The following is a 22,266-nucleotide window of genomic DNA, read 5'->3' on the forward strand; positions in this document are numbered from 1 at the left end:
GGGGCAACAGCGTGGCCACGGCCTCTTTTAGCTTCGGTATCTTCTTCAGCTCCAGACCATTGTCCACCAGTTTTGCCATGGCCCACAGCAGCTTGGCGATATGCTGAGGAATAAAGTGATCTTTCTTTGATTCTGCTTTGGTTTTCACCAGGAGCAACAGCGCGGCCACAGCCTCTTTGAGCTTCGCTGTCTTCTCCAGCGCCAGCCCATTGTCCACCAGTTTTGCCATGGCCCACAACAGGTTGGCGATATGCAGAGGAATAAAGTGGTCTTTCTTTGATTCTGCTTTGGTTTTCATCTGGAGCAACAGCGCGGCCACAGCCTCTTTGAGCTTCGTTGTCTTCTCCAGCTCGAGCCCGTTTTCCACCAGTTTCGCTATTGCCCACAGCAGGTTGGTGACTGCCTGAGGCGTGAAGTGGTCCTTCTCTTCTTTTGATTCGGCTTTGGTTTTCACATAGGGCAACAGCACACACACAGCCTCTTTGAGCTTCGCTGTCTTCTCCAGCTCCAGTCCGCTGTCCACCAGTTTCGCCAGGGCCCAAAGCAGGTTGGTAACTGCCTGTGGCTGGAATTGGTCTTTCTCTTCTTTGGATTCGGCTTTGGCTTTCACATGGGACAACAGCACGTCCAAGGCTTCTTTGAGCTTCGGTGTCGTCTCCAGCTCCAGCCCGTTGTCCACCAGTTTTGCCAGAGACCAGAGCAGGTTGGTGGTCGTTTGAGTGTTAAAGTGGCCCTTCTCTTCTTTTGATTCGGCTTTGGTTTTCACATGGGGCAACAGCGCGGCCACGGCCTCTTTGAGCTTCGTTGTCTTCTCCAGCTCCAACCCGTTGTCCACCAGTTTCGCCAGGGCCCACAGCAGGTTGTTGATAGCTTGAGTGTTCAGGTGGTCCTTCTCCTCTTTTGATGCGGCTTTGGTTTTCACACAGGGCAACAGCGCACACACGGCCTCTTTGAGCTTCGTTGTCTTCTCCAGCTCCAGTCCGTTGTCCACCAGTTTTGCCATGGCCCACAGGAGATTGGCGACTTCCTGTGGCTTGAAGTGGTCTTTCTCTTGTTTTGATTCGACTTTGGTTTTCACATGGCGTAACAGCGCGGCCACGGCTTCTTTGAGCTTCGCCATCTCCAGCTGCAGCCCATTGTCCACCAGTTTCGCCAAGCCCCACAGCAGGTTAGAGGTACCTTGAGTGTTGAAGCGGTCTTTCTCTTCTTTTGATTCAGTTTTGGTTTTCACCTGGGGTAACAGCGCAGCCACGGCTTCTTTCAGCTTCGGTGTCTTCTCCAGCGCCAACCCATTGTCCACCAGTTTCGCCATGGCCCACACCAGGTTAGAAATACCTTGAGTGTTGAAGCGGTCTTTCTCTTCTTTTGATTCGGCTTTGGTTTTCACATGGGGCAACAGCGCAACCACGGCCTCTTTCAGCTTCGCTGTCTTCTCCAGCGCCAGCCCATTGTTCACCAGTTTCGCTACGGCCCACAGCAGGTTGACGGTACCCTGTGCATAAATGCCCCTGGCTTCAGGTTTTTGGTTGCACTTATGTATTACAGGATCAAGTAAAGCTGACAGTAGAGCAGCCTGGATTTCCTTAACCCACTCATCCATGTATTTATGAGGGGTAAAAACACCCGCTGAAGTAAATGAATGAAACGTTGTCGCCAGGTTTCGCCAGGTCCACCCGGGTGTCGCTTTAAAATCGTGCAACAATGGTATCAGTTGGCGTTGTTCACTATGATTCAAAGATCGTTTTGACACTGAAGTGTATTGTTTGATGGAAAGAGCAAATTGACAGTGTTTTTTACCATCATATTGATCACCATAATCAGTAGATATCTTCATCATGTAATCGATTTTTTCTGGTGTGATGAGAGCTTTGAAACCATGAACAGGTTTTATTGAATGTCTTGGTGGATGGTCAGCAGAGCAGGCGTCAGAAGCAGCATAAAATTCATTACTCTCCCGGATATAGGCGAGTGGCGCATCCAACTGTCTGACTGTACCATGCCGGAATCGCCCACTTTTTGAACAATCGGTACGATCATCCGGCTGTTTATAATCATTACCTGATGTTGTGCATTGCCAACTGACACCAGCACCGCCTCTGTCCATAATTATATTTCATTAATTCATGGAAAATATAAAAAGTAGACTACTCGATGGCATCATCAGTCAGCCGTTTTCACTGACTTTTTTCTCCTCCTGTTTCTTTTTTTTGTTTTTTCTGTTGGCTCTTCTAAATATTCTTCGGCGGTAAAATAACAGTCATCGGAAAATTCCCCTCCTTCATCGACAGTAACGTATGCCTCATCTTCTGCCCCCTCGCCGCTGTTATTTAACAAAGAACCATAAGCCTTTGGCGGGACGGCTAACTTTGTCTTTATTTGCTCAATAACTATTTTTATTGAATCCTGGTTCACAAGACTGGTCACCGGGATTTCAATGACCTCAAATCCTGATTTTTGCAGCAGGGCGATTTTCAGCAAAGTCGACCCATTCCTGGTTTTGAAATCACCACCCACGTAATGGGAAGGTCCCTGAACGTCGATCACCATGTTGTACTCTGGCAGTAGCAGGTCAACCGGAGGTAATGAGTTCAGACTCTTTTCTTCTTCAATCTTCAACGAAGGAAGACTGGATTGGAGTTGATCGCAGAGGGTGGACTGAGGTTGTGAAATGAATGTCTGGTAATCGGGAACCACCGGACACGATCTCCCAAGCCAACTTGCTGCCATGGCAATGATGGATTGATCCTCATTGCCCGGGGAGGTAATTTCCAGGCGAGAAAATAGTTCGCCTATGTGCTTTTCAAGGGAGTGTTTATCATTACTGCCTGATTCCAGATAAAACCTGGCACAGAATACCATGACTCCCCAGAGAGACATCAATATACTTTGCTGAGAGAGCTGAGGTGTTTTACTGATTCTGTCAACAAGAACATCGAACGTAGATTTAATCAGGTTCAGCTCAATGGCCTCACCCAGTTTCGCCAGGGCCCAGAGCAGGATGGCGGTACCTTGAGGGTTGAAGTGGTCTTTCTCTTCTTTTGATTCGGCTTTGGTTTTCACATGGTACAACAGCGCGGCCAGGGCCTCTTTGAGCTTCGGTGTTTTCTCCAGCTCCAGCCCGTTGTCCACCAGTATCACCACGGACCACAGCAGATTGACGGTACCTTGAGACTTGAAGCGGTCTTTCTCTTCTTTTGATTCGGCTTTGGTTTTCACCTGGGGCAACAGCGCGGCGATGGCCTCTTTGAGCTTCGGTGTCTTCTCCAGCTCGAGCCCGTTGTCCACCAGTTTCGCCATTGCCCACAGCAGGTTGGCCACTGCCTGCGGGTTGAAGTGGTCTTTCTCTTCTTTTGATTCGGCTTTGATTTTCACATGGGGCAACAGTACGGCCACGGTCTCTTTGAGCATTACTGTCTTCCCCAGCGCCAGGCCGTTATCCACCAGTTTCGCCACGGCCCACAGCAAGTTGGCAATACCTTGAGTTTTGAAGTGGTCTTTCTCTTCTTTTGATTCGGCCCTGGTTGCCACCTGGGGCAACAACGCGTTCACGGCCTCTTTGAGCTTCGCTGTCTTCTCCAGCCCATTGTCTACCAGTTTTGCCACGGCCCACAGCAGGATGGCGATATGCTGAGGAATAAAGTGGTCTTTCTTTGCTTCTGCATTGATTTTCACCTGGAGCAACAGCGCGACCACAACCTCTTTGAGCTTCGTTGTCTTCTCCAGCTCCAGACCGTTGTCCACCAGTTTCGCCACGGCCCACAGCAGGTTGGCGACTGCCTGTGGCCTGAAGTGGTCTTTCTCTTCTTTTGATTCGGTTTTGGTTTTCACAAGGTGTACTAGCGCAGCCACGGCCTCTTTGAGCTTCGCTGTATTCTCCAGCTCCAGTCCGTTGTCCACCAGTTTTGCCAAGGCCCACAGTAGATTGGAGACTTCCTGTAGATTGAAGTGGTCTTTCTCTTTTTTGGATTCGGCTTTGGTTTTCACAAGGTGTACTAGCGCAGCCACGGCCTCTTTGAGATTCGTTGTCTTCTCCAGTGCCAGACCGTTGTCCACCAGTTTCGCCAGGGCCCACAGCAGGTTGGCGATCTGCTGAGGAATAGAGTGGTCTTTCTCTTGTTTTGATTCAGCTTTGGTTTTCACATGGGGCAACAGCGCAGCCACGGCCTCTTTGAGCTTCGGCGTCTTCTCCAGCTTCAGCCCGTTGTCCACCAGTTTCGCCAGGGCCCACAGCAGATTAGCAGTATCTTGATTGTTAACGCGGTCTTTCTCTGCTTTTGATTCGGCTTTGGCTTTCACCTGGGGTAACAGCGCAGCCACGGCCTCTTTCAGCTTCGGTGTCTTCTCCAGCGCCAGCCCATTGTCCACCAGTTTCGCCAAGGCCCACAGCAGGTTAGTGGTACCTTGAGTGTTGAAGCAGTCTTTCTCTTCTTTTACTTCGGCTTTGGTTTTCACATGGGGCAACAGCGCAACCACGGCCTCTTTCAGCTTCGCTGTCTTCTCTAGCGCCAGCCCGTTGTCCACCAGTTTTGCTACGGCCCACAGCAGGTTGACGGTACCCTGTGCATTAATACCTCTGGCGTCAGGTTTTTGGTTGCACTTAAGTATTACTGGATCAAGTAAAGTTGTCAGTAAATCAGCTTGAGCTTCCTTAACCCACTCATCCATGTATTGATGAGGGGTAAAAACACCCGCTGAAGTAAATGAATGAAACGTTGTCGCCAGGCTTCGCCAAGTCCACCCGGGTGTCGTTTTAAAATCGTGCAACAAGGGTATCAGTCGGCGTTGTTCACTGTGATTTAAAGATCGTTGTGACGCTGATGCGTATTGTTTAATTAAAGTGGCAAATTGACTGTGTTTTTTACCATCATAGCGATCACTATAACGAGCAGATACCCCCACCAGCCAATCCATTTTTTCTTGGGTGATGAGAGCATTAAAACCATGATCAGGTTTTATTGAGTGTCCTGGTGAATGGTTAGCAGAGCAGGCATCAGAAGCAGGATGAAGTTCATTACGCTTCTGGATATAGGGCAGTGGTGCATTCACCTGCCTGACTGTGCCATGCCTGTATCGCCCATTTTTTGCAAAATCGGTACGATCATCCGGTTTTTTATATTCATTACCTGATGTTGTGCATTGCCAACTGACACCAGCACCGCCTCTGTCCATAATTATATTTCATCAATTCATGGAAAATATAAAAAGTAGACTAGTCTATGGCATCATCAGTCAGTAGTTTTTACTGACTTTGTTCTCCTCCTGCTTCTCTTTTTTGTGATTTCATTTGGTTAACTGCTTAAATCTTCTTCAGTGGAAAAATAACAGTCATCGGAAAATTGCCCTTCTTCATCGGCAGTAACATATACGTCTTCTGCCGTCTTCTCGCTGTTCAGTAACACAGGGCCATCGTCCTCTCGCAGGATGGCTAACTTTGTCTTTATTTGCTCAATAACGCTTTGCATTGAATCCTGGTCATCCAGCTTTGTCACCGGGATTTCAATAACCTCAAACCCTAATTTTTGCAGCAGGGCGATTTTCAACAAAGTCGGGCCATTCCTGGTTTTGAAATCACCACCCACGTAATGGGAAGGCCCCTGAATGTCGATAACTATGTTGTAATCTGGCAGTAGCAGGTCAACAGGAGGTAATGAGTTCAGACTCGTCTCTTCTTCAATCTTCAAAGACGGAAGGCTTAATCGGAGTTGATCGCGAAAAATGGATTGTGATTGTGAAATGGTTGACCGGTAATAGGGAACCACCACCGGGCAGGCTCTCCCAAGCCAGCTTGCGGCCATGGCCATGATGAATGGAGCCTCTGTATTGCACGGGGGTGGAATTTCCAGGCGAGACAACAGTTCATCTATACGCTTTTCAAGAGCATTTTTACTATCGCTACCGAAGTGCAGATAAAATCTGGCACAGAATACCAGGACTCCCCAGAGAGACATCGGTATATCTCGCTGAGAGAGCTGAGGGTTTTCAGTGATTCTATCGACAAGAGAATTGATCACAGATTGGACCAGATTCAGCTCAATGGCCTCACCCATTTTCGCAAGGGCCCACAGTAGATTGGCAACTTCCTTTGGCTTTAAGTGGTCTTTGTCTTCTTTTGCTTCGGCTTTGGTTTGCACATGGGGCAACAGCGCGATCACGGGCTCTTTAAGCTTCGATATTTTCCCCAGTGTCAACCCCTTCTCCACCAGTTTCACCAGGGCCCACAGCAGGTTGGCGATATTCTGAGGAGAAAATTGGTTTTTCTCTTCTATTGATCCGGCTTTGGTTGTCACATGAAGCAACAGCGCGGCCACGACCTCTTTGAGCTTCGGTGTCCTCTCCAGCTCCAATCCGTTGTGCACCAGTTTCGCCACGGCCCAAAGCAGGTTAACGATATCCTGAGTACTGAAGCAGTCTTTCTTTTCTTTTGATTCGGCTTTGGTTTTCACTTGGGGCAACAACCTGGCCACAACCTCTTTAAGTGTGGGTGTGCGCTCCAGCTCCAGTCCGTTGTCCACCAGTTTCGCCAGGGCCCAAAGCAGGTTGGAGACTTCCAGCGGCTGGAATTGGCTTTTCTCTTCTTTTAATTCGGCTTTGGTTTTCAGGTGGTACAACAGCGCGGCCAGGGCTTCTTTGATCTTCGGTGTCTTCTCCAGTTCCAGCCCGTTGTCCACCAGTTTCGCCATGGCCCACAGCAGGTTGGTGATCTGCTGAGGAATAAAGTGGTCTTTTTCTTCTTTTGATTTGGCTTTGGTTTTCACATGGTACAACAGCGCGGCCAGGGCTGCTTTGACCTTCGGTGTCTTCTCCAGCTCCAGCCCGTTGTCCACCAGTTTCGCCAGGGCCCACAGCAGATTGGCGATATGCTGAGGAATAAAGCGGTCTTTCTCTTCTTTGGATTCGGCTTTGGTTGCCACATGGGGCAACAGCACAGCCACCACCTCTTTGAGCTCCGGTGTTTTCTCCAGCCCATTGTCCACCAGTTTCGCCAAGGCCCACATCATGTTGGAGATATGCTGGGAAATAAAGTATTCCTTCTCTTCGTTTGATTTTGCTTTGGCCTTAATATGCAGCAAAAGTGCGGCAACAGCCTCTTTGAGCTTCGGTGTCTTCTCCAGCGCCAGCCCATGGTCCACCAGTTTCGCCACGGCCCAATATAGATTGGCAACTTCCTGTGGCGTGAAGTGGTCTTTCTCTTCTTTTGATTCGGCTTTGGCTTTCACATGGGACAACAGCACGGCCACAACCTCTTTCAGCTTCGGTGTGTTCTCCAGCTTCAGTCCGTGGTCCACCAGTTTCGCCAAGGCCCACAGCAGGTTGGTGGCAGTTTGAGTGTTAAAGTGGTCTTTCTCCTCTTTTGATTCGGCTGTGGTTTTTACATGGGGCAACAGCGCGACCACGGCCTCTTTGAGCTTCAGTGTCTTTTGCAGTCCGTTGTCCACCAGTTTTGCCACGGCCCACAGCAGGTTGGTGATATGCTGAGGAATAAAGTGGTCTCTCTCTTCTTTTAATCTGGCGTTGGTTGTCACATTGTACAAAATTACCGCCACGGCCTCTTTGAGCAACGGTGTCTTCTCCAGCTCCAGCCCGTTGTCCACCAGTTTCGCCACGGCCCACATCAGGTTGGCGTTACCTTGAGTGTTGAAGTGGTCTTTCTTCTCTTTTGATTCCGCTCTGGTTTTCACCTGGTGCAACAACGTGGCCACAGCCTCCTGGAGCTTCGGTGTCTTCTTCAGTTCCAGCCCGTTGTCCACCAGTTTTGCCACAGACCACAGCAGGCTGACGATGCGCTTGGGAATAAAGTGGTCGTTCTCTTCTTTTGATTCGGCTTTGATTTTCGCATAGGGCAACAGCGCGGCCACGGCCTCTTTCAGCTTCGGTGTTTTCTTCAGTACCAGCCCATTGTCCACCAGTTTCGCCAGGGCCCACATCAGGTTGACGGCACCCAGTGCATCAATATCCCTGGTTTCCTGGTTGCACTTAAGTATTACCAGATCAAGCAAATTTGACAGTAGAGCAGCTTGAGTTTCCTTAACCCACGCATCCATGTATTTATGAGGGGTAAAAACACCCGCCGAAGTAAATGAATGAAACGTTGTCGTCAGGCTTCGCCAGCTCCACCGGGGTGTCGCTTTAAAATCGTGTAACAGTGGTATCAGTTGACGTTGTTCACTGTGATTTAAAGGTCGTTGTGACGCTAATGTGTATTGTTTAATTAAAGTGGTAAATTGACTGTGTTTTTTCCCATCGTAGCGATTACCGTAATGGGCAGATACCTTTGCCAGCCAATCCATTTTTTCTTGAGTAACGAGAGTATTAAAATCATCAACAGGTTTTACTGAATATCTTGGCGGATAGTCAGCAGAGCAGGCACCAGAAGCACGATAAAATTCATTACGCCCCGGGATATAGGGGGGTGGCGTATTCGCCTGCCTGGCTGTGCGATGTCGATATCGCCTGTTCCTTGAAGAATCGCCATGACCCTCCGATTGTTTATAATCATTACCTGATGTCGTGTATTTCCAACTTATACCAGCACCGCCTCTATCCATATTTATATTTCATTAATTCATGGAAAATATAAAAGTAGACTACTGGCTTGTTTTTAGCCCATCTTGCTTAAATGTCCATCAACTCCTGTGTAATTGCCGCTTGAGTAAATGGGTTTTCACCGGCTTTTTTCTCTTCCTTTTTCGTTTTGGTTTACCTGTTTTCTCTTCTAAATACTCTTCGGCAGTAAAATAACAGTCATCTGAAAACTGCCCTCCATCATCGGCAGTAAAATATGCCTCGTCTGCCGCCCACTCGCCGCTGTTAAGTGACACAGAGCCATGAGCCTCTGGCAGGACGGCTAGCTTTGCCTTGATTTGCTCAATAACTGTTTTCATTGAATCCTGGTTATCAAGCTTGTTCACCGGGATTTCAATGACCTCATATCCTGCTTTTTGCAGCAGGGCGATTTTCAGCAACGTCGAGCCATTCCTGGTTTTGAAATCACCACTCACGTAATGAGAAGGCCCCTGAACGTCAATAACCGTGTTGTAATCTGGCAACAGCAGGTCAACCGGAGGTAATGAGTTCAGACTCTTTTCTTCTTCTATCGTCAAAGACGGAAGGCTTGATTGGAGTTGCTCGAAGAAAGCGGATTGTGATTCGGAAATGACTGTCCGGTAATGGGGGTCCACCGGACATGCTCTGCCAAGCCAACTTGCGGCCATGGCAATAACGGTTTGAACCTCTGTATTGTCCGGGGATGTATTTCCCAGGCGAGAAAATAGTTCACCTATGTGCTTTTCCAGCGGATTTTTATCACTGCTACCTGAGTCCAGATAAACCCTGGCACAAAATACCATAACTCCCCAGAGAAACATCGATATATCTTGCTGAGAGAGTTGAGGGTGTTTACTGATTCTGTCGACAAGAGAATCGAACGTCGATTTCATCAGGTTCGGCTCAATGGCCTCACCCAGTTTCGCCAGGGCCCACAGCAGATTGACGGTACCTTGAGTATTGAAGAGGCCTCTCTCTTCTTTTGATTCAGCTTTGGTTGTCACATAGGGCAGCAGCGCGACGACGGCTTCTTTGAGCTTTGCTGTTTCCTCAAGTTCTAGCCCGTTGTCCACCAATTTCGCCATGGCCCACAGCAGATTGGCAATATGCTGAGGAATAAAGTGGTCTTTCTCTTCTCCTGATTCAGCTTTGGTTTTAACATGGGGCAACAGTGCGGCCACGGCCTCTTTGAGCTTCGGTGTCTTCTCCAGCTCCAGCCCGTTGTCCAACAGTTTCGCCACGGCCCACAGTAGATTAGTGACGTCCTGTGGTTTGAATGGGTCTTTCTCTTTTTTTGATTCGGCTTTGGTTTGCACGTGGGGCAACAGCGCAGCCACGGCCTCTTTCAACTCCGGCATCTTCTCCAGCTTCAGCCCATTGTCTACCAGCTTCGCTACCGCCCACAGCAAATTGGTGACTTCCTGCAGCTTGAAGTGGTCTACTTTTGATCCGACTTTGGTTTTCACATGGGGCAACAGTGCCGCCACAACCTCTTTGATCTTCGGTGTCTTCGCAAGCTTCAGCCCGTTGTCCACCAGCTTCGCTACCGCCCACAGCAGGTTGGTAATACCTTGAGTGTTGAAGTGGTCTTTCTCTTCTTTTGATTCGGCGTTGGTTTTCACATAGGGTAACAGCGCTGACACGGCCTCTTTCAGCTTCGGTGTTTTCGCCAGCTCCAGACCGTTGTCCACCAGTTTCGCCACAGCCCACAGCAGGTTGACCATATGCTGAGGGATAAAATGGTCTTTCTCTTCTTTTGATTCGGCCCTGGTTTTCACATGGGGCAATAGCGCGGTCAAGGCCTCTTTGAGTTTTGCTGTCGTCTCCAGCTCCAGCCCGTTATCCACAAGTTTCGCCAGGGCCCACAACAGGTTAGCGATACCTTGAATATTGAAGTGGTCTTTCTCTTCTTTTGATTCGGCGTTGGTTTTCACATGGGGCAACAGCGCAGCCACGGCCTTTTTGAGCTTCGGCGTCTTCTCCAGCTTCAGACCATTGTCCACCAGTTTCGCCATGGCCCACAGTAGATTGGCGACTTCCTGTGGCTTGAAGTGGTCTTTCTCTTTTTTTGATTCGGCTTTGGTTTTCACATGGGGCAACAGCGCGGCCACGGCCTCTCTGGGCTCCGCTGTCTTCTTCAGTTCCAGCCCGTTGTCCACCAGTTTTGCCAGGGCCCACAGCAGATTGGCGATATGCTGAGGCATAAAGTGGTCTTTCTCTTCTGTTGATTCAGCTTTGTTTTTCACCAGGGGCAACAGCGCGGCCACGGCCTCTTTCAGCTTCGGCACCTTCTCCAGCACCAGCCCATTGTCCACCAGTTTTGCCGAGGCCCACAGCAGGTTGGCGATACCTTGTACATCAATATCACTGGCTTCAGTTTTTTGGTTGCACTTAAGGATTAATGCATCAAGTAACGTTGACAGTAAAGCGGCTTGAGTTTCCCCATACCCGTATTTATGAGGGGTAAAAACACCCGCGGACGTAAATGAATGCAGCGTTGTTGTCAGACTTCGCCAGGACCACCCGGGTGTCACTTTAAAATCTTGCAACAATGGTATCAGTTGGCGTTGTTCATTATGATTTAATGGTCGTTTTGCCCCTGATGTGTACCGTTTGATTGAACAGGCAAATTGACCATGATTTCTACCATCATAGAGGTCACCATAACGAGCAGATATCCCCGCCAGCCAATCCATTTTTTCTGGTGTGATGAGAGTATTAAAACCATGAACAGGTTTTACTGAGTGTCCTGGTAGATGATTAGCAGAGCAGGCGTCAGAAGCAGGATGACCTTCACTGCGTTTCTGGATATAGGACAGTGGCACATTCACCTTTCTGACTGTGCCATGCCTGTATTGCCCACTCCCTGAAGCAGTGGCCTGAACGTCTTTTTTTTTGTAATCATTACCTGATGTTGTGTTTTTCCAACTTATACCAGAACCACTTCTGTCCATAATTATATTTCATTAATTCATGGAAAATATAAAAAATAGACTACTCTACGACATTAGCAGGCAGCAGTTTTTACTGACCTTTTTCTCTTCCTTTTTCTCTTTTTGGGCTTTTTGGTTTGCTCTTCTAAATATTCTTCAGCGGTAAAATAACAGTCATCTGACAATTGCCCTCCATCATCGGCAGTAAAATATTCCTCGTCTGCCGTCCATTCGCCGCTGTTAAGTGGCACAGAGCCATGAGCTTCTGGCAGGATGGCTAACTTTGCCTTTACTTGCTCAATAACTATGTTCATTGACTCTTGGTTATCAATCTTGTTCACCGGGATTTCAATAACCTCAAATCCTAATTTTTGCAGCAGGGCGATTTTCAACAAAGTCGAACCATTCCTGGTTTTGAAATCACCACTCACGTAATGAGAAGGTCCCTGAACGGCAATAACCGTGTTGTAATCTGGCAGCAGCAGGTCAACCGGAGGTAATGAGTTCAGACTCTTTTCTTCTTCTATCGTCAAAGACGGAAGACTTGATTGGAGTTGATCGCAGAAAGCGGATTGTGCTTCGGAAATGACTGTCCGGTAATGGGGGACCACCGGGCATGCTCTGCCAAGCCAACTTGCGGCCATGGCAATAACGGTTTGAACCTCTGTATTGTTCGGGGATGTATTTCCCAGGCGAGAAAATAGTTCACCTATGTGCTTTTCAAGCGGGTTTTTATTATTCCTGCCTGAGTCCAGATAAACTCTGGCGCAGAATACCATGACTCCCCAGAGAGACATCGATATATTTTGCTCAGAGAGTTGAGGGTTTTTACTGATTCGGCCAACAAGAAAATCGAACGTAGATTTAATCAGGTCCGGCTCAATGGCCTCACCCAGTTTCGCCAGGGTCCACAGCAGATTGATGGTACCTTGAGTATTGAATTGACTTCTCTCTTCTTTTGCTTCGGCTTTGGTTTTCACATGGTACAACAGCGTGGCCAGGGCCTCTTTGAGCTTTGCTGTCTTCTCCAGCTCGAGCCCGTTGCCCACCAGTTTCGTCACGGCCCACAGCAGGTTGGCGACTTCCTGTGGCTTGAAGTGGTCTTTCTCTTCTTTTGATTCGGCTTTGGTTGTCACATAGGGCAGCAGCGCGACGACGGTTTCTTTGAGCTTTGGTGTTTTCTCAAGTTCCAGCCCGTTGTCCACCAGTTTCGCCACGGCCCACAGCAGGTTGGCGATATGCTGAGGAATAAAGTGGCCTTTCTCTTCTTTTGATTCGGCTTTGCTTTTCACATGAGGCAGCAGAGTGGTCACAGTCTCTTTGAGCTTCGGTGTCTTCTCCAGCTCCAGCCCGTTGTCCACCAATTTCGCCACGGCCCACAGCAGGTTCACGATAGCTTGAGCGTTCAAGCGGCCTTTCTCTTCTTTTGATTCGGCTTTGCTTTTCACATGGGGCAACAGTGCGGCCACGGCCTCTTTCAGCTTCGGTGTCTTCTCCAGCTCCAGCCCGTTATCAACGAGTTTCGCTACCGCCCACAGCACGTTGGCGACTCCCTGTGGCTTGAAGCCGTCTTTCTCTTCTTTTGCTTCGGCTTTGCTTTTCACATAGGGCAACAGCGCGGCCACGGCCTCTTTCAGCGTCGGTGTCTCCTCCAGCTCCAGCCCGTTGTCAACGAGTTTCGCTACCGCCCACAGCAGGTTGGCGACTCCCTGTGGCTTGAAGTGGTCTTTCTCTTCTTTTGATTCGGCTTTGGTTTTCACATAGGGCAACAGCGCGGCCAGAGCCTCTTTGAGCTGCGCTGTCTTATTCAACTCCAACCCGTAATCCACCAGTTTCGCCAAGGCCCACAGCAGGTTGGCGATACCCTGAGTGTTGAATTGGCCTTTCTCTTCTTTTGATTCGGCTTTGGTTTTAACATGGGGTAACACCGCAACCACGGCTTCTTTCAGCTTCGGTGTTTTCTCAAGCTCCAGACCATTGTCCACCAGTTTCGTCACCGCCCACAGTAGATTGGTGAATTCCTGTGGATTGAAGAGGTCTTTCTCTTGTTTTGATTTGGCTTTGGTTATCACTTGGTACAACAGCGCGGCCACAGCCTCTTTGAGCTTCGGTGTTTTCTCCAGTTTCAACCCGTTGTCCACCAGTTTCGCCAAGGCCCACAGCAGGTTGGCGGTACCCTGAGTGTTGAAGTGCTCCTTCTTTGAATCGGCTTTGGTTGTCACATGAGGCAACAGCGCGACCACGGTCTCTTTGAGCTTCGGTGTTTGCTCCAGATTCAGCCCGTTGCCCACCAGCTTCGCCAAAGCCCACAACAGGATGGCGATATGCTGAGGAATAAAGTGATCTTTTTCTTCTTTTGATTCGGCTTTGGTTTGCACATGTGGCAACAGCGCGACCACGGCTTTTTCGAGCTTCGCTGTCTTGTGCAGATCCAGCCCATTGTCCACCAGTTTTACCAAGGCCCACAGCAGGTTGGCGGCACCTTGTGCATCAATATCCCTGGTTTCAGGTTTTTGGTTGCACTTATGTATTACTGCATCAAGTAAACTTGACAGTAAAGCGGCTTGAGTTTCCCTATCCCTCTTATTCATGCATTTATGAGGGGTCAAAACACCTGCGGAAGTAAATGAATGAAACGTTGTTGTCAGGCTTCGCCAGGTCCACCCGGGTATCACTTTAAAATCGTGCAACAATGGTATCAGTTGGCGTTGTTCACTATGATTTAATGGTCGTTTTCCCCCTGATGTGTACTGTTTGATTGAACAGGCAAATTGACCATGATTTCTACCATCATAGCGGTCGCCATAACGAGCAGATATCTCCGCCAGCCAATCCATTTTTTCTGGTGTGATGAGGGCATTAAAACCGTGAACAGGTTTTATTGAATGCCCTGGTGGATGGTTAGCAGAACAGGCGTCAGAAGCAGGATGACATTCATTATGCTTCTGGGTATAGCGAAGTGACGCATTCACCTGCCTGACTGTGCCATATCTGTATTGCCCGCTCCCTGAAGCACCGGCATTATCATCTGGTCGTTTATAATCATTACCTGATGTTGTGTATTTCCAACTTATACCAGAACTACCTCTGTCCATAATTATATTTCATTAATTCATGGAAAATATAAAAATAGACTATTCTACGGCATCAGCAGGCAGCAGTTTTTACTGGCCTGTTTCTCTTCCTTTTTCTTTTTTTGGGCTTTTTGGTTTGCTCTTCTAAATATTCCTCGGCGGTAAAATAACAGTCATCTGAAAATTGCCCTCCATCATCGGCAGTAAAATATGCCTCATCTGCCACCCACTCGCCGCTGTTAAGTGACACAGAGCCATGAGCTTCTGGCAGGACGGCTAACTTTGCCTTTACTTGCTCAATAACTATTTTCATTGAGTCCTGGTTATCAATCTTGTTCACCGGGATTTCAATGACCTCAAATCTCGCTTTTTGCAGCAGGGCGATTTTCAGCAACGTTGAACCGTTCCTGGTTTTGTAATCACCACTCACGTAATGAGAAGGTCCCTGAATGTCGATAACCGTGTTGTAATCTGGCAGTTGCAGATCAACCGGAGGTAATGAGTTCAGACTCTTTTCTTCTTCAATCTTCAAAGACGGAAGGCTTGATTGGAGTTGATCACAGAAAGCGGATTGTGGTTCGGAAATGACTGTCCGGTAATGGGGGACCACCGGACATGCTCTGCCAAGCCAACTTGCGGCCATTGCAATCACGGTTTGAACCTCTATATTGTCCGGGGATGTATTTCCCAGGCGAGAAAATAGTTCACCTATGTGCTTTTCCAGCGGGTTTTTATTATTCCTGCCTGAGTCCAGATAAACTCTGGCGCAGAATGCCATGACTCCCCAGAGAGACATCGATATATATTGCTGAGAGAGTTGAGGGTTTTTACTGATTCGGTCAACAAGAAAACCGAACGTAGAGTTAATCAGGTTCGGCTCAATGGCCTCACCCAGTTTCCCCAGGGTCCAAAGCAGACTGACGGTACCTTGAGTATTGAAGAGACTTCCTTCTTCTTTTGCTTCGGCTTTGGTTTTCACATGGTACAACAGCGTGGCCAGGGCCTCTTTGAGCTTTTCTGTCTTCTCCAGCTCAAGCCCGTTGTCCACCAGTTTCGCCAGGGCCCACAGCAGGTTGGCGACACCTTGTACATCAATATCCCAGGCTTCAGGTTTTTGGTTGCACGTATTTATTACTGCATCAAGTAAATTTGTCAGTAAAGCGGCTTGAGTTTCCCTATCCCCCTTATTCATATATTTATGAGGGGTCAAAACACCCGCTGAAGTAAATGAATGAAGTGTTGTTGTCAGGCTTCGCCAGGTCCACCCGGGTGTCACTTTAAAATCGTGCAACAATGGTATCAGTTGGCGCTGTTCACTATGATTTAATGGTCGTTTTCCCCCGGATGTGTACCGTTTGATTGAACAGGCAAATTGACTGTGTGTTTTACCATCATAGTGATCACCATAACGAGCAGATATCCCCGCCAGCCAATCCATTTTTTCTGGTGTGATGAGAGTATTAAAACCATGAACAGGTTTTACTGAATATCCTGGTGGATGGTTAGCAGAGCAGGCGTCAGAAGCAGGATGACCTTCATTACGTTTCTGGATATAGGACAGTGGCACATTCACCTTTCTGACTGTGCCATGCCTGTATTGCCCACTCCCTGAAGCAGTGGCCTGAACGTCTGTTTTTTTGTAATCATTACCTGATGTTGTGTTTTTCCAACTTATACCAGAACCACCTCTGTCCATAATTATATTTCATTAATTCATGGAAAATATAAAAAGTAGACTATTCCAGGGCATCAGCAGGCAGCAGTTTTTACTGGCCTTTTTCTCTTCCTTTTTCTTTTTTTGGGCTTTTTGGTTTGCTCTTCTAAATATTCTTCGGCGGTAAAATAACAGTCATCTGAAAATTGCCCTCCATCATCGGCAGTAAAATATGCCTCATCTGCCACCCACTCGCCGCTATTACGTGACACAGAGCCATGGGCCTCTGGCGGGACGGCTAACTTTGCCTTGATTTGCTCAATAACTGTTTTCATTGAATCCTGGTTATCAATCTTGTTCACCGGGATTTCAATGACCTCAAATCCTAATTTTTGCAGCAGGGCGATTTTCAGCAACGTCGAGCCATTCCTGGTTTTGAAATCACCACTCACGTAATGAAAAGGTCCCTGAACGTCGATAACCACTTTGTAATCTGGCAGCAGCAGGTCAACCGGAGGTAATGAGTTCAGACTCTTTTCTTCTTCAATCTTCAACAACGGAAGGCTTGATTGGAGTTGATCGCGGAAAGTGGATTGCAATTCTGAAATGACTGTCTGGTAATGGGGTACCACCGGACACTCTCTGTCAAGCCAGCTTGCGGCCATGGCCATGACGGATTGAACCTGTATATTGCCCGGGGGTGTATTGACCAGGCAGGAAAATAGTTCACCTATGTGCTTTTCAAGCGAGTGTTTATCATTGCTGCCTGAGTCCAGATAAAACCTGGCACAAAATACCATGACTCCCCAGAGCGACATCGATATATTTTGCTGAGAGAGTTGACGGATTTTACTGATTCTGTCGACAAGAAAATCGAACATAGATTGAACCAGGTTCAGCTCAATGGCCTCACCCAGTTTCGCCATGGCCCACAGCAGGTTGATGGTACCTTGAGTGTTGAAGTCGTTTCTCTCTTCTTTTGATTCCGCTTTGGTTTTCACATGATACAACAGCACAGACACCACCTCTTTAAGATTCGCTGTCTTCTCCAGCACCAGCCCGTCGTCCAACAGTGTTGCCAAGGCCCACAGCAGGTTGATGCTGCCTTGATTGTTGAAGTGGTCTTTCTCTTTTTTTGATTCAGCTTTGGTTTTCACATGGGGCAACAGTGCGGCCAAGACCTCATTGAGCTTCGGTGTGTTCCTCAGCCCGTTGTCCACCAGTTTCGCCAGCGCCCACAGCAGGTTGGCGACTGCCTGTGACTTGAAGTGGTCTTTCTCTTCTTTTGATTCGGCTTTGATTTTCACCTGAGGCAGCAGTGCAACCAGGGCCTCTTTGAGCTTCGCTGTCTTCTTCAGCTCCAGTCCGTTGTCCACCAATTTCGCCATGGCCCACAGCAGGTTGGAGATATGTTGAGACATAAAGCGGTCTTTCTCTTTTTTTGATTCGGCTTTGATTTTCACATGGGCTAATAGCGCGGCCACGGCCTCTCTGAGTTTCGCTGTCTTCTTCAGCTCCAGCCCGTTGTCCACCAGTTTCGCCACGGCCCACAGCAGATTGACGATATGCTGAGGAATAAAGTGGTCTTTCTCTTCTTTTGATTCAGCTTTTTTTTTCACCTTGGGCAGCAGCGCGGCCACGGCCTCTTTGAGCTTTGGTGTCTTCTCCAGTTCCAGCCCGTTGTCTATCAGTTTCGCCAGGGCCCACAGCAGGTTGGAGATATGCTGAGCAATAAAGTGTTCCTTCTCTTCTTTTGCCTGGGCTTTGGCTTTCAAATGGGGCAACAATGCGGCCACAGCCTCTTTGACCTTCGGTGTCTTCTCCAGCTCCAGCCCATTGTCCACCAGTTTCGCCACGGCCCAATATAGATTGGCGACTTCCTGTATCTTGAAGTGGTCGTTCTCTTCTTTTGCTTCGGCGTTGGTTTTCACTTGGGGCAGCAGCGCAGCCAAGGCCTCTTTGAGCTTCGGTGTCTTCTCCAACTCCAGCCCGTTGTCCACCAATTTCGCCACGGCCCACAGCAGGTTGGCGATATGCTGGGCATTAAAGTGGTCTTTCTCTGCTTTTGATTCGGCTTTGGTTTTTACCTGGAGTAACAGCGCGGCCACGGCCTCTTTGAGCTGCGTTGTCTTCTTTAGCTCCAGTCCGTTGTCCACCAATTTCGCCATGGCCCACAGCAGGTTCGCGACTTCCTGTGGCTTGAAATGGTCTTTCTCTGCTTTTGATTCGGCTTTGGTTTTTACCTGGGGCAACAGCGCGGCCACCGCCTCTTTGAGCTTCGGTGTCTTCTCCAGCTCCAGCCCATTGCTCACCAGTTTCGCCAGGGCCCACAGCAGGTTGGCGGCACCTTGTGCATCAATATCCCTGGTTTCAGGTTTTTGGTTGCACTTAAGTATTACTGCATCAAGTAAATTTGACAGTAAAGCTGCTTGAGTTTCTCTATCCCCCTTATTCATGTATTTATGAGGGGTCAAAACACCCGCTGAAGAAAATGAATGAAGCGTTGTTGTCAGGCTTCGCCAGGTCCACCCGGGTGTCACTTTAAAATCGTGCAACAATGGTATCAGTTGGTGTTGTTCACTTTGATTTAATAATCGTTTTGCTCCTGATGTGTATTGTTTGATTGAACAGGCAAATTGACTGTGTGTTTTACCATCATAGTGATCACCATAACGAGCAGATATCCTCACCAGCCAATCCATTTTTTCTGGTGTGATGAGAGCATTAAAACCATGAACAGGTTTTATTGAATGTCCTGATGGATGGTTAGCAGAGCAGGCGTCAGAAGCAGGATGACATTCATTATGCTTCCGGAGATAGGGGCGTGGTACATTCACCTGCCTGACTTTGGCATACCTGTATTGCCCACTTCCTGAAGCACCGGCATGATCATCCGGTCGTTTATAATCATTACCTGATGTTGTGTATTTCCAACTTATACCAGCACCACCTCTGTCCATAATTATATTTCATTAATTCATTGAAAATATAAAAAATAGACTATTCCAGGGCATCAGCAGGCAGCAGTTTTTACTCGCTTTTTTCTCTTCCTTTTTCTTTTTTTGGGCTTTTTGGTTTGCTCTTCTAAATATTCTTCGGCGGTAAAATAACAGTCATCTGAAAATTGCCCTCCATCATCGGCAGTAAAATATGCCTCGTCTGCCACCCACTCGCCGCTGTTAAGAGACACAGAGCCGTGAGCCTTTGGCAGGACGGCTAACTTTGCCTTTATTTGCTCAATAACTGTTTTGATTGAATCCTGGTTATCAATCTTGTTCACCGGGATTTCAATGACCTCAAATCCCAATTTCTGCAGCAGGGCGATTTTCAGCAACGTCGAGCCATTCCTGGTTGTGAAATCACCACTCACGTAATGAACTGGTCCCTGAACGTCGATAACCACTTTGTAATCTGGCAGCAGCAGGTCAACCGGAGGTAATGTGTTCAGACTCTTTTCTTCTTCTATCGTCAGAGACGGAAGGCTTGATTGGAGTTGATCGCAGAAAGCGGATTGTGATTCGGAAATGACTGTCCGGTAATGGGGGACCACCGGACATGGTCTGCCAAGCCAACTTGCGGCCATGGCAATAACGGTTTGAACCTCTATATTGTCCGGGGATGTATTTCCCAGGCGAGAAAATAGTTCACCAATGTGCTTTTCAAGCGGGTTTTTATTATTCCTGCCTGAGTCCAGATAAACTCTGGCACAGAATACCATGACTCCCCAGAGAGACATCGATAGATATTGCTGAGAAAGTTGCGTGTTTTTACTGATTCGGTCAACAAGAAAATCAAACGTAGATTTAATCAGGCTCGGCTCAATGGCCTCACCCAGTTTCGCCAGGGCCCACAGCAGATTGATGGTACCTTGAGTATTGAAGTGACTTCTCTCTTCTTTTGATTCAGCTTTGGTTTTCACATTGTACAACAGCGTGACCAGAGCCTCTTTGAGCTTTGCTGTCTTCTCCAGCTCGAGCCCGCTGCCCACCAGTTTCGCCAAGGCCCACAGCAGGTTGGCGACTTCCTGTGGCTTGAAGTGGTCTTTCTCTTTTTTTGATTCGGCTTTGGTTTTCACATGGGGCAACAGCGCGGTCACGGCCTCTTTGAGCTTCGGCATCTTGTCCAGCTTCAACCCATTGTCCACCAGTTTCGCCAAGGCCCACAGCAGGTTGGTGACTTCCTGCGGCTTGAAGTGGTCTTTCTCTTCTTTTGAGTCGGCTTTGGTTTTCACATGGGGCAACAGCGCGGCCACGGCCTCTTTCAGCTTCGCTGTCTTTTTCAGCTCCAACCCGTTTTCCACCAGTTTCGCCAAGGCCCACAGCACGTTCGCGGCTTCCTGTGGCATAAAGTGGTCTTTCTCTTCTTTTGAGTCGGCTTTGGTTTTCACATGGGGCAACAGCGCGGCCACGGCCTCTTTCAGCTTCGCTGTCTTCTCCAGCCCGTTGTCCACCAGTTTCGCCACAGCCCACAGCAGGTTCGCGACTTCCTGTGGCTTTAAGTGGTCTTTCTCTTTTTTTGATTCGGCTTTGGTTTTCACATGGGGCAATAGCGCGTGCACAGCCTCTTTGAGCTTCAGTGTCTTCTCCAGCTCCAGTCCGTTGTCCACCAGTTTTGCCACGGCCCACAGCAGGTTGGTGACTTCCTGTGGATTGAAGTGGCCTTGCTCTTCTTTTGATTCGGCTTTGGTTTTCACATGGTGCAACAGCGCGGCCACGACCTCTTTGAGCTTCGATGTCTTCTCCAGCCCGTTGTCCACCAGTTTCGCCAGGGCCCACAGCAGGTTGGCGATATGCTGAGGAATAAAGTGGTCTTTCTCATCTTTTGATTCGGCTTTGGTTTTCACATGGCACAAAAGTGCGGCCACGGCCTCTTTGAGCATCGGTGTCTTATCCAGCTCCAACCCGTTGTCCACCAGTTTCGCCACGGCCCACAGCAGGTTGGCGACTTCTTGTGGCTTGAAGTGGTCTTTCTCTTCTTTTGATTCGGCTTTGGTTTTCACATGGCACAAAAGTGCGGCCACAGCCTCTTTGAGCATCGGTGTCTTATCCAGTTCCAACCCGTTGCCCACCAGTTTCGCCACGGCCCACTGCAGGTTGGTGACACCTTGAGTGTTGAAATGCTCTTTCTTTGATTCGGCTTTGGTTTTCACATGGGGCAACATCGCGGCCACAGCCTCTTCGAGCTTTGGTGTCTTATCCAGCTCCAACCCGTTGTCCACCAGTTTTGCCACGGCCCACAGCAGGTTGGTGACCTCCTGTGGATTGAAGTGGTCTACTTTTGATTCGGCTTTGGATTGCACAAGGGGCAACAGCGCGGCCACGGCCCCTTTGAGCTTCGGTGTCTTCTCCAGCTCCAGCCCATTGTTCACCAGTTTCGCCAGGGCCCACAGCAGGTTGGCGGCACCTTGTGCATCAATATCTCTGGTTTCAGGTTTTTGGTTGCACTTATGTATTACTGCATCAAGTAAATTTGACAGTAAAGCGGCTTGAGTTTCTCTATCCCCCTTATTCATGTATTTATGAGGGGTCAAAACACCCGCTGAAGTAAATGAATGAAGCGTTGTTGTCAGGCTTCGCCAGGTCCACCCGGGTGTTACTTTAAAATCGTGCAACAATGGTATCAGTTGGCGTTGTTCACTATGATTTAATGGTCGTTTTGCCTTTGATGTGTATTGTTTGATTAAAGTGGCAAATTGACTGTGTGTTTTACCATCATAGTGATCACCAGAACGAGCAGATATTCTCACCAGCCAATCCATTTTTTCTGGTGTGATGAGAGCATTAAAACCATGAACAGGTTTTATTGAATGTCCTGGTGGATGGGTTCCTGGTGGATGGTTAGCAGAGCAGGCGTCAGAAGCAGGATGACATTCATTATGCTTCCGGAGATAGGGGCGTGGCACATTCACCTGACCGACTGTGGCATACCTGTATTGCCCACTCCCTGAAGCACCGGCATGATCATCCGGTCGTTTATAATCATTACCTGAAGTTGTGTATTTCCAACTTATACCAGCACCGCCTCTGTCCATAATTATATTTCATTAATTCATGGAAAATAT

8 protein-coding genes are annotated in these 22,266 nt (G+C 48.4%); all 8 read right to left on the bottom strand.

Annotated features, from left to right (window positions below):
• On the bottom strand, positions 1–2,104 hold a 2,104-nt coding region (locus ACO6VE_RS16060), incomplete at its 3' end, for a hypothetical protein (protein WP_422462285.1).
• A gap of 56 nt (positions 2,105–2,160) precedes the next feature.
• Entirely contained in the window at positions 2,161–5,169 is a 3,009-nt protein-coding gene (locus ACO6VE_RS16065; RefSeq protein ID WP_422462287.1) for an RAP domain-containing protein, read from the bottom strand.
• A gap of 119 nt (positions 5,170–5,288) precedes the next feature.
• On the bottom strand, positions 5,289–8,546 hold the full coding sequence (locus tag ACO6VE_RS16070) for an RAP domain-containing protein (RefSeq protein WP_422462289.1): 3,258 nt from the start codon (positions 8,544–8,546) through the stop codon (positions 5,289–5,291).
• Positions 8,547–8,624: 78 nt separating this feature from the next.
• Positions 8,625–11,498, bottom strand: coding sequence for a DUF1601 domain-containing protein (locus ACO6VE_RS16075; RefSeq protein ID WP_422462291.1), 2,874 nt, complete (start codon positions 11,496–11,498; stop codon positions 8,625–8,627).
• Between the two features lie 53 nt (positions 11,499–11,551).
• The gene (locus ACO6VE_RS16080) at positions 11,552–14,572 is read right to left on the bottom strand and encodes a DUF1601 domain-containing protein (RefSeq protein ID WP_422462293.1); all 3,021 of its coding nucleotides are present in this window, start codon (positions 14,570–14,572) and stop codon (positions 11,552–11,554) included.
• A 52-nt stretch (positions 14,573–14,624) separates the two neighbouring features.
• Positions 14,625–16,247 (bottom strand): RAP domain-containing protein, encoded by a 1,623-nt coding sequence (locus ACO6VE_RS16085; RefSeq protein ID WP_422462295.1) that lies wholly within the window; start codon positions 16,245–16,247, stop codon positions 14,625–14,627.
• A gap of 53 nt (positions 16,248–16,300) precedes the next feature.
• Positions 16,301–19,165 carry an RAP domain-containing protein gene (locus ACO6VE_RS16090; protein ID WP_422449592.1) on the bottom strand — a complete coding sequence of 955 codons (2,865 nt, stop codon included), beginning with the start codon at positions 19,163–19,165 and terminating at the stop codon, positions 16,301–16,303.
• Positions 19,166–19,218: 53 nt separating this feature from the next.
• Positions 19,219–22,236, bottom strand: a complete 3,018-nt coding sequence (locus ACO6VE_RS16095) for a DUF1601 domain-containing protein (protein ID WP_422449591.1) — start codon at positions 22,234–22,236, stop codon at positions 19,219–19,221.
• Positions 22,237–22,266 lie beyond the last annotated feature (30 nt).

The sequence above is a fragment of the Endozoicomonas sp. ALB115 genome, assembly GCF_049310245.1.
In the GTDB taxonomy this organism is placed as follows: Bacteria; Pseudomonadota; Gammaproteobacteria; order Pseudomonadales; family Endozoicomonadaceae; genus Endozoicomonas.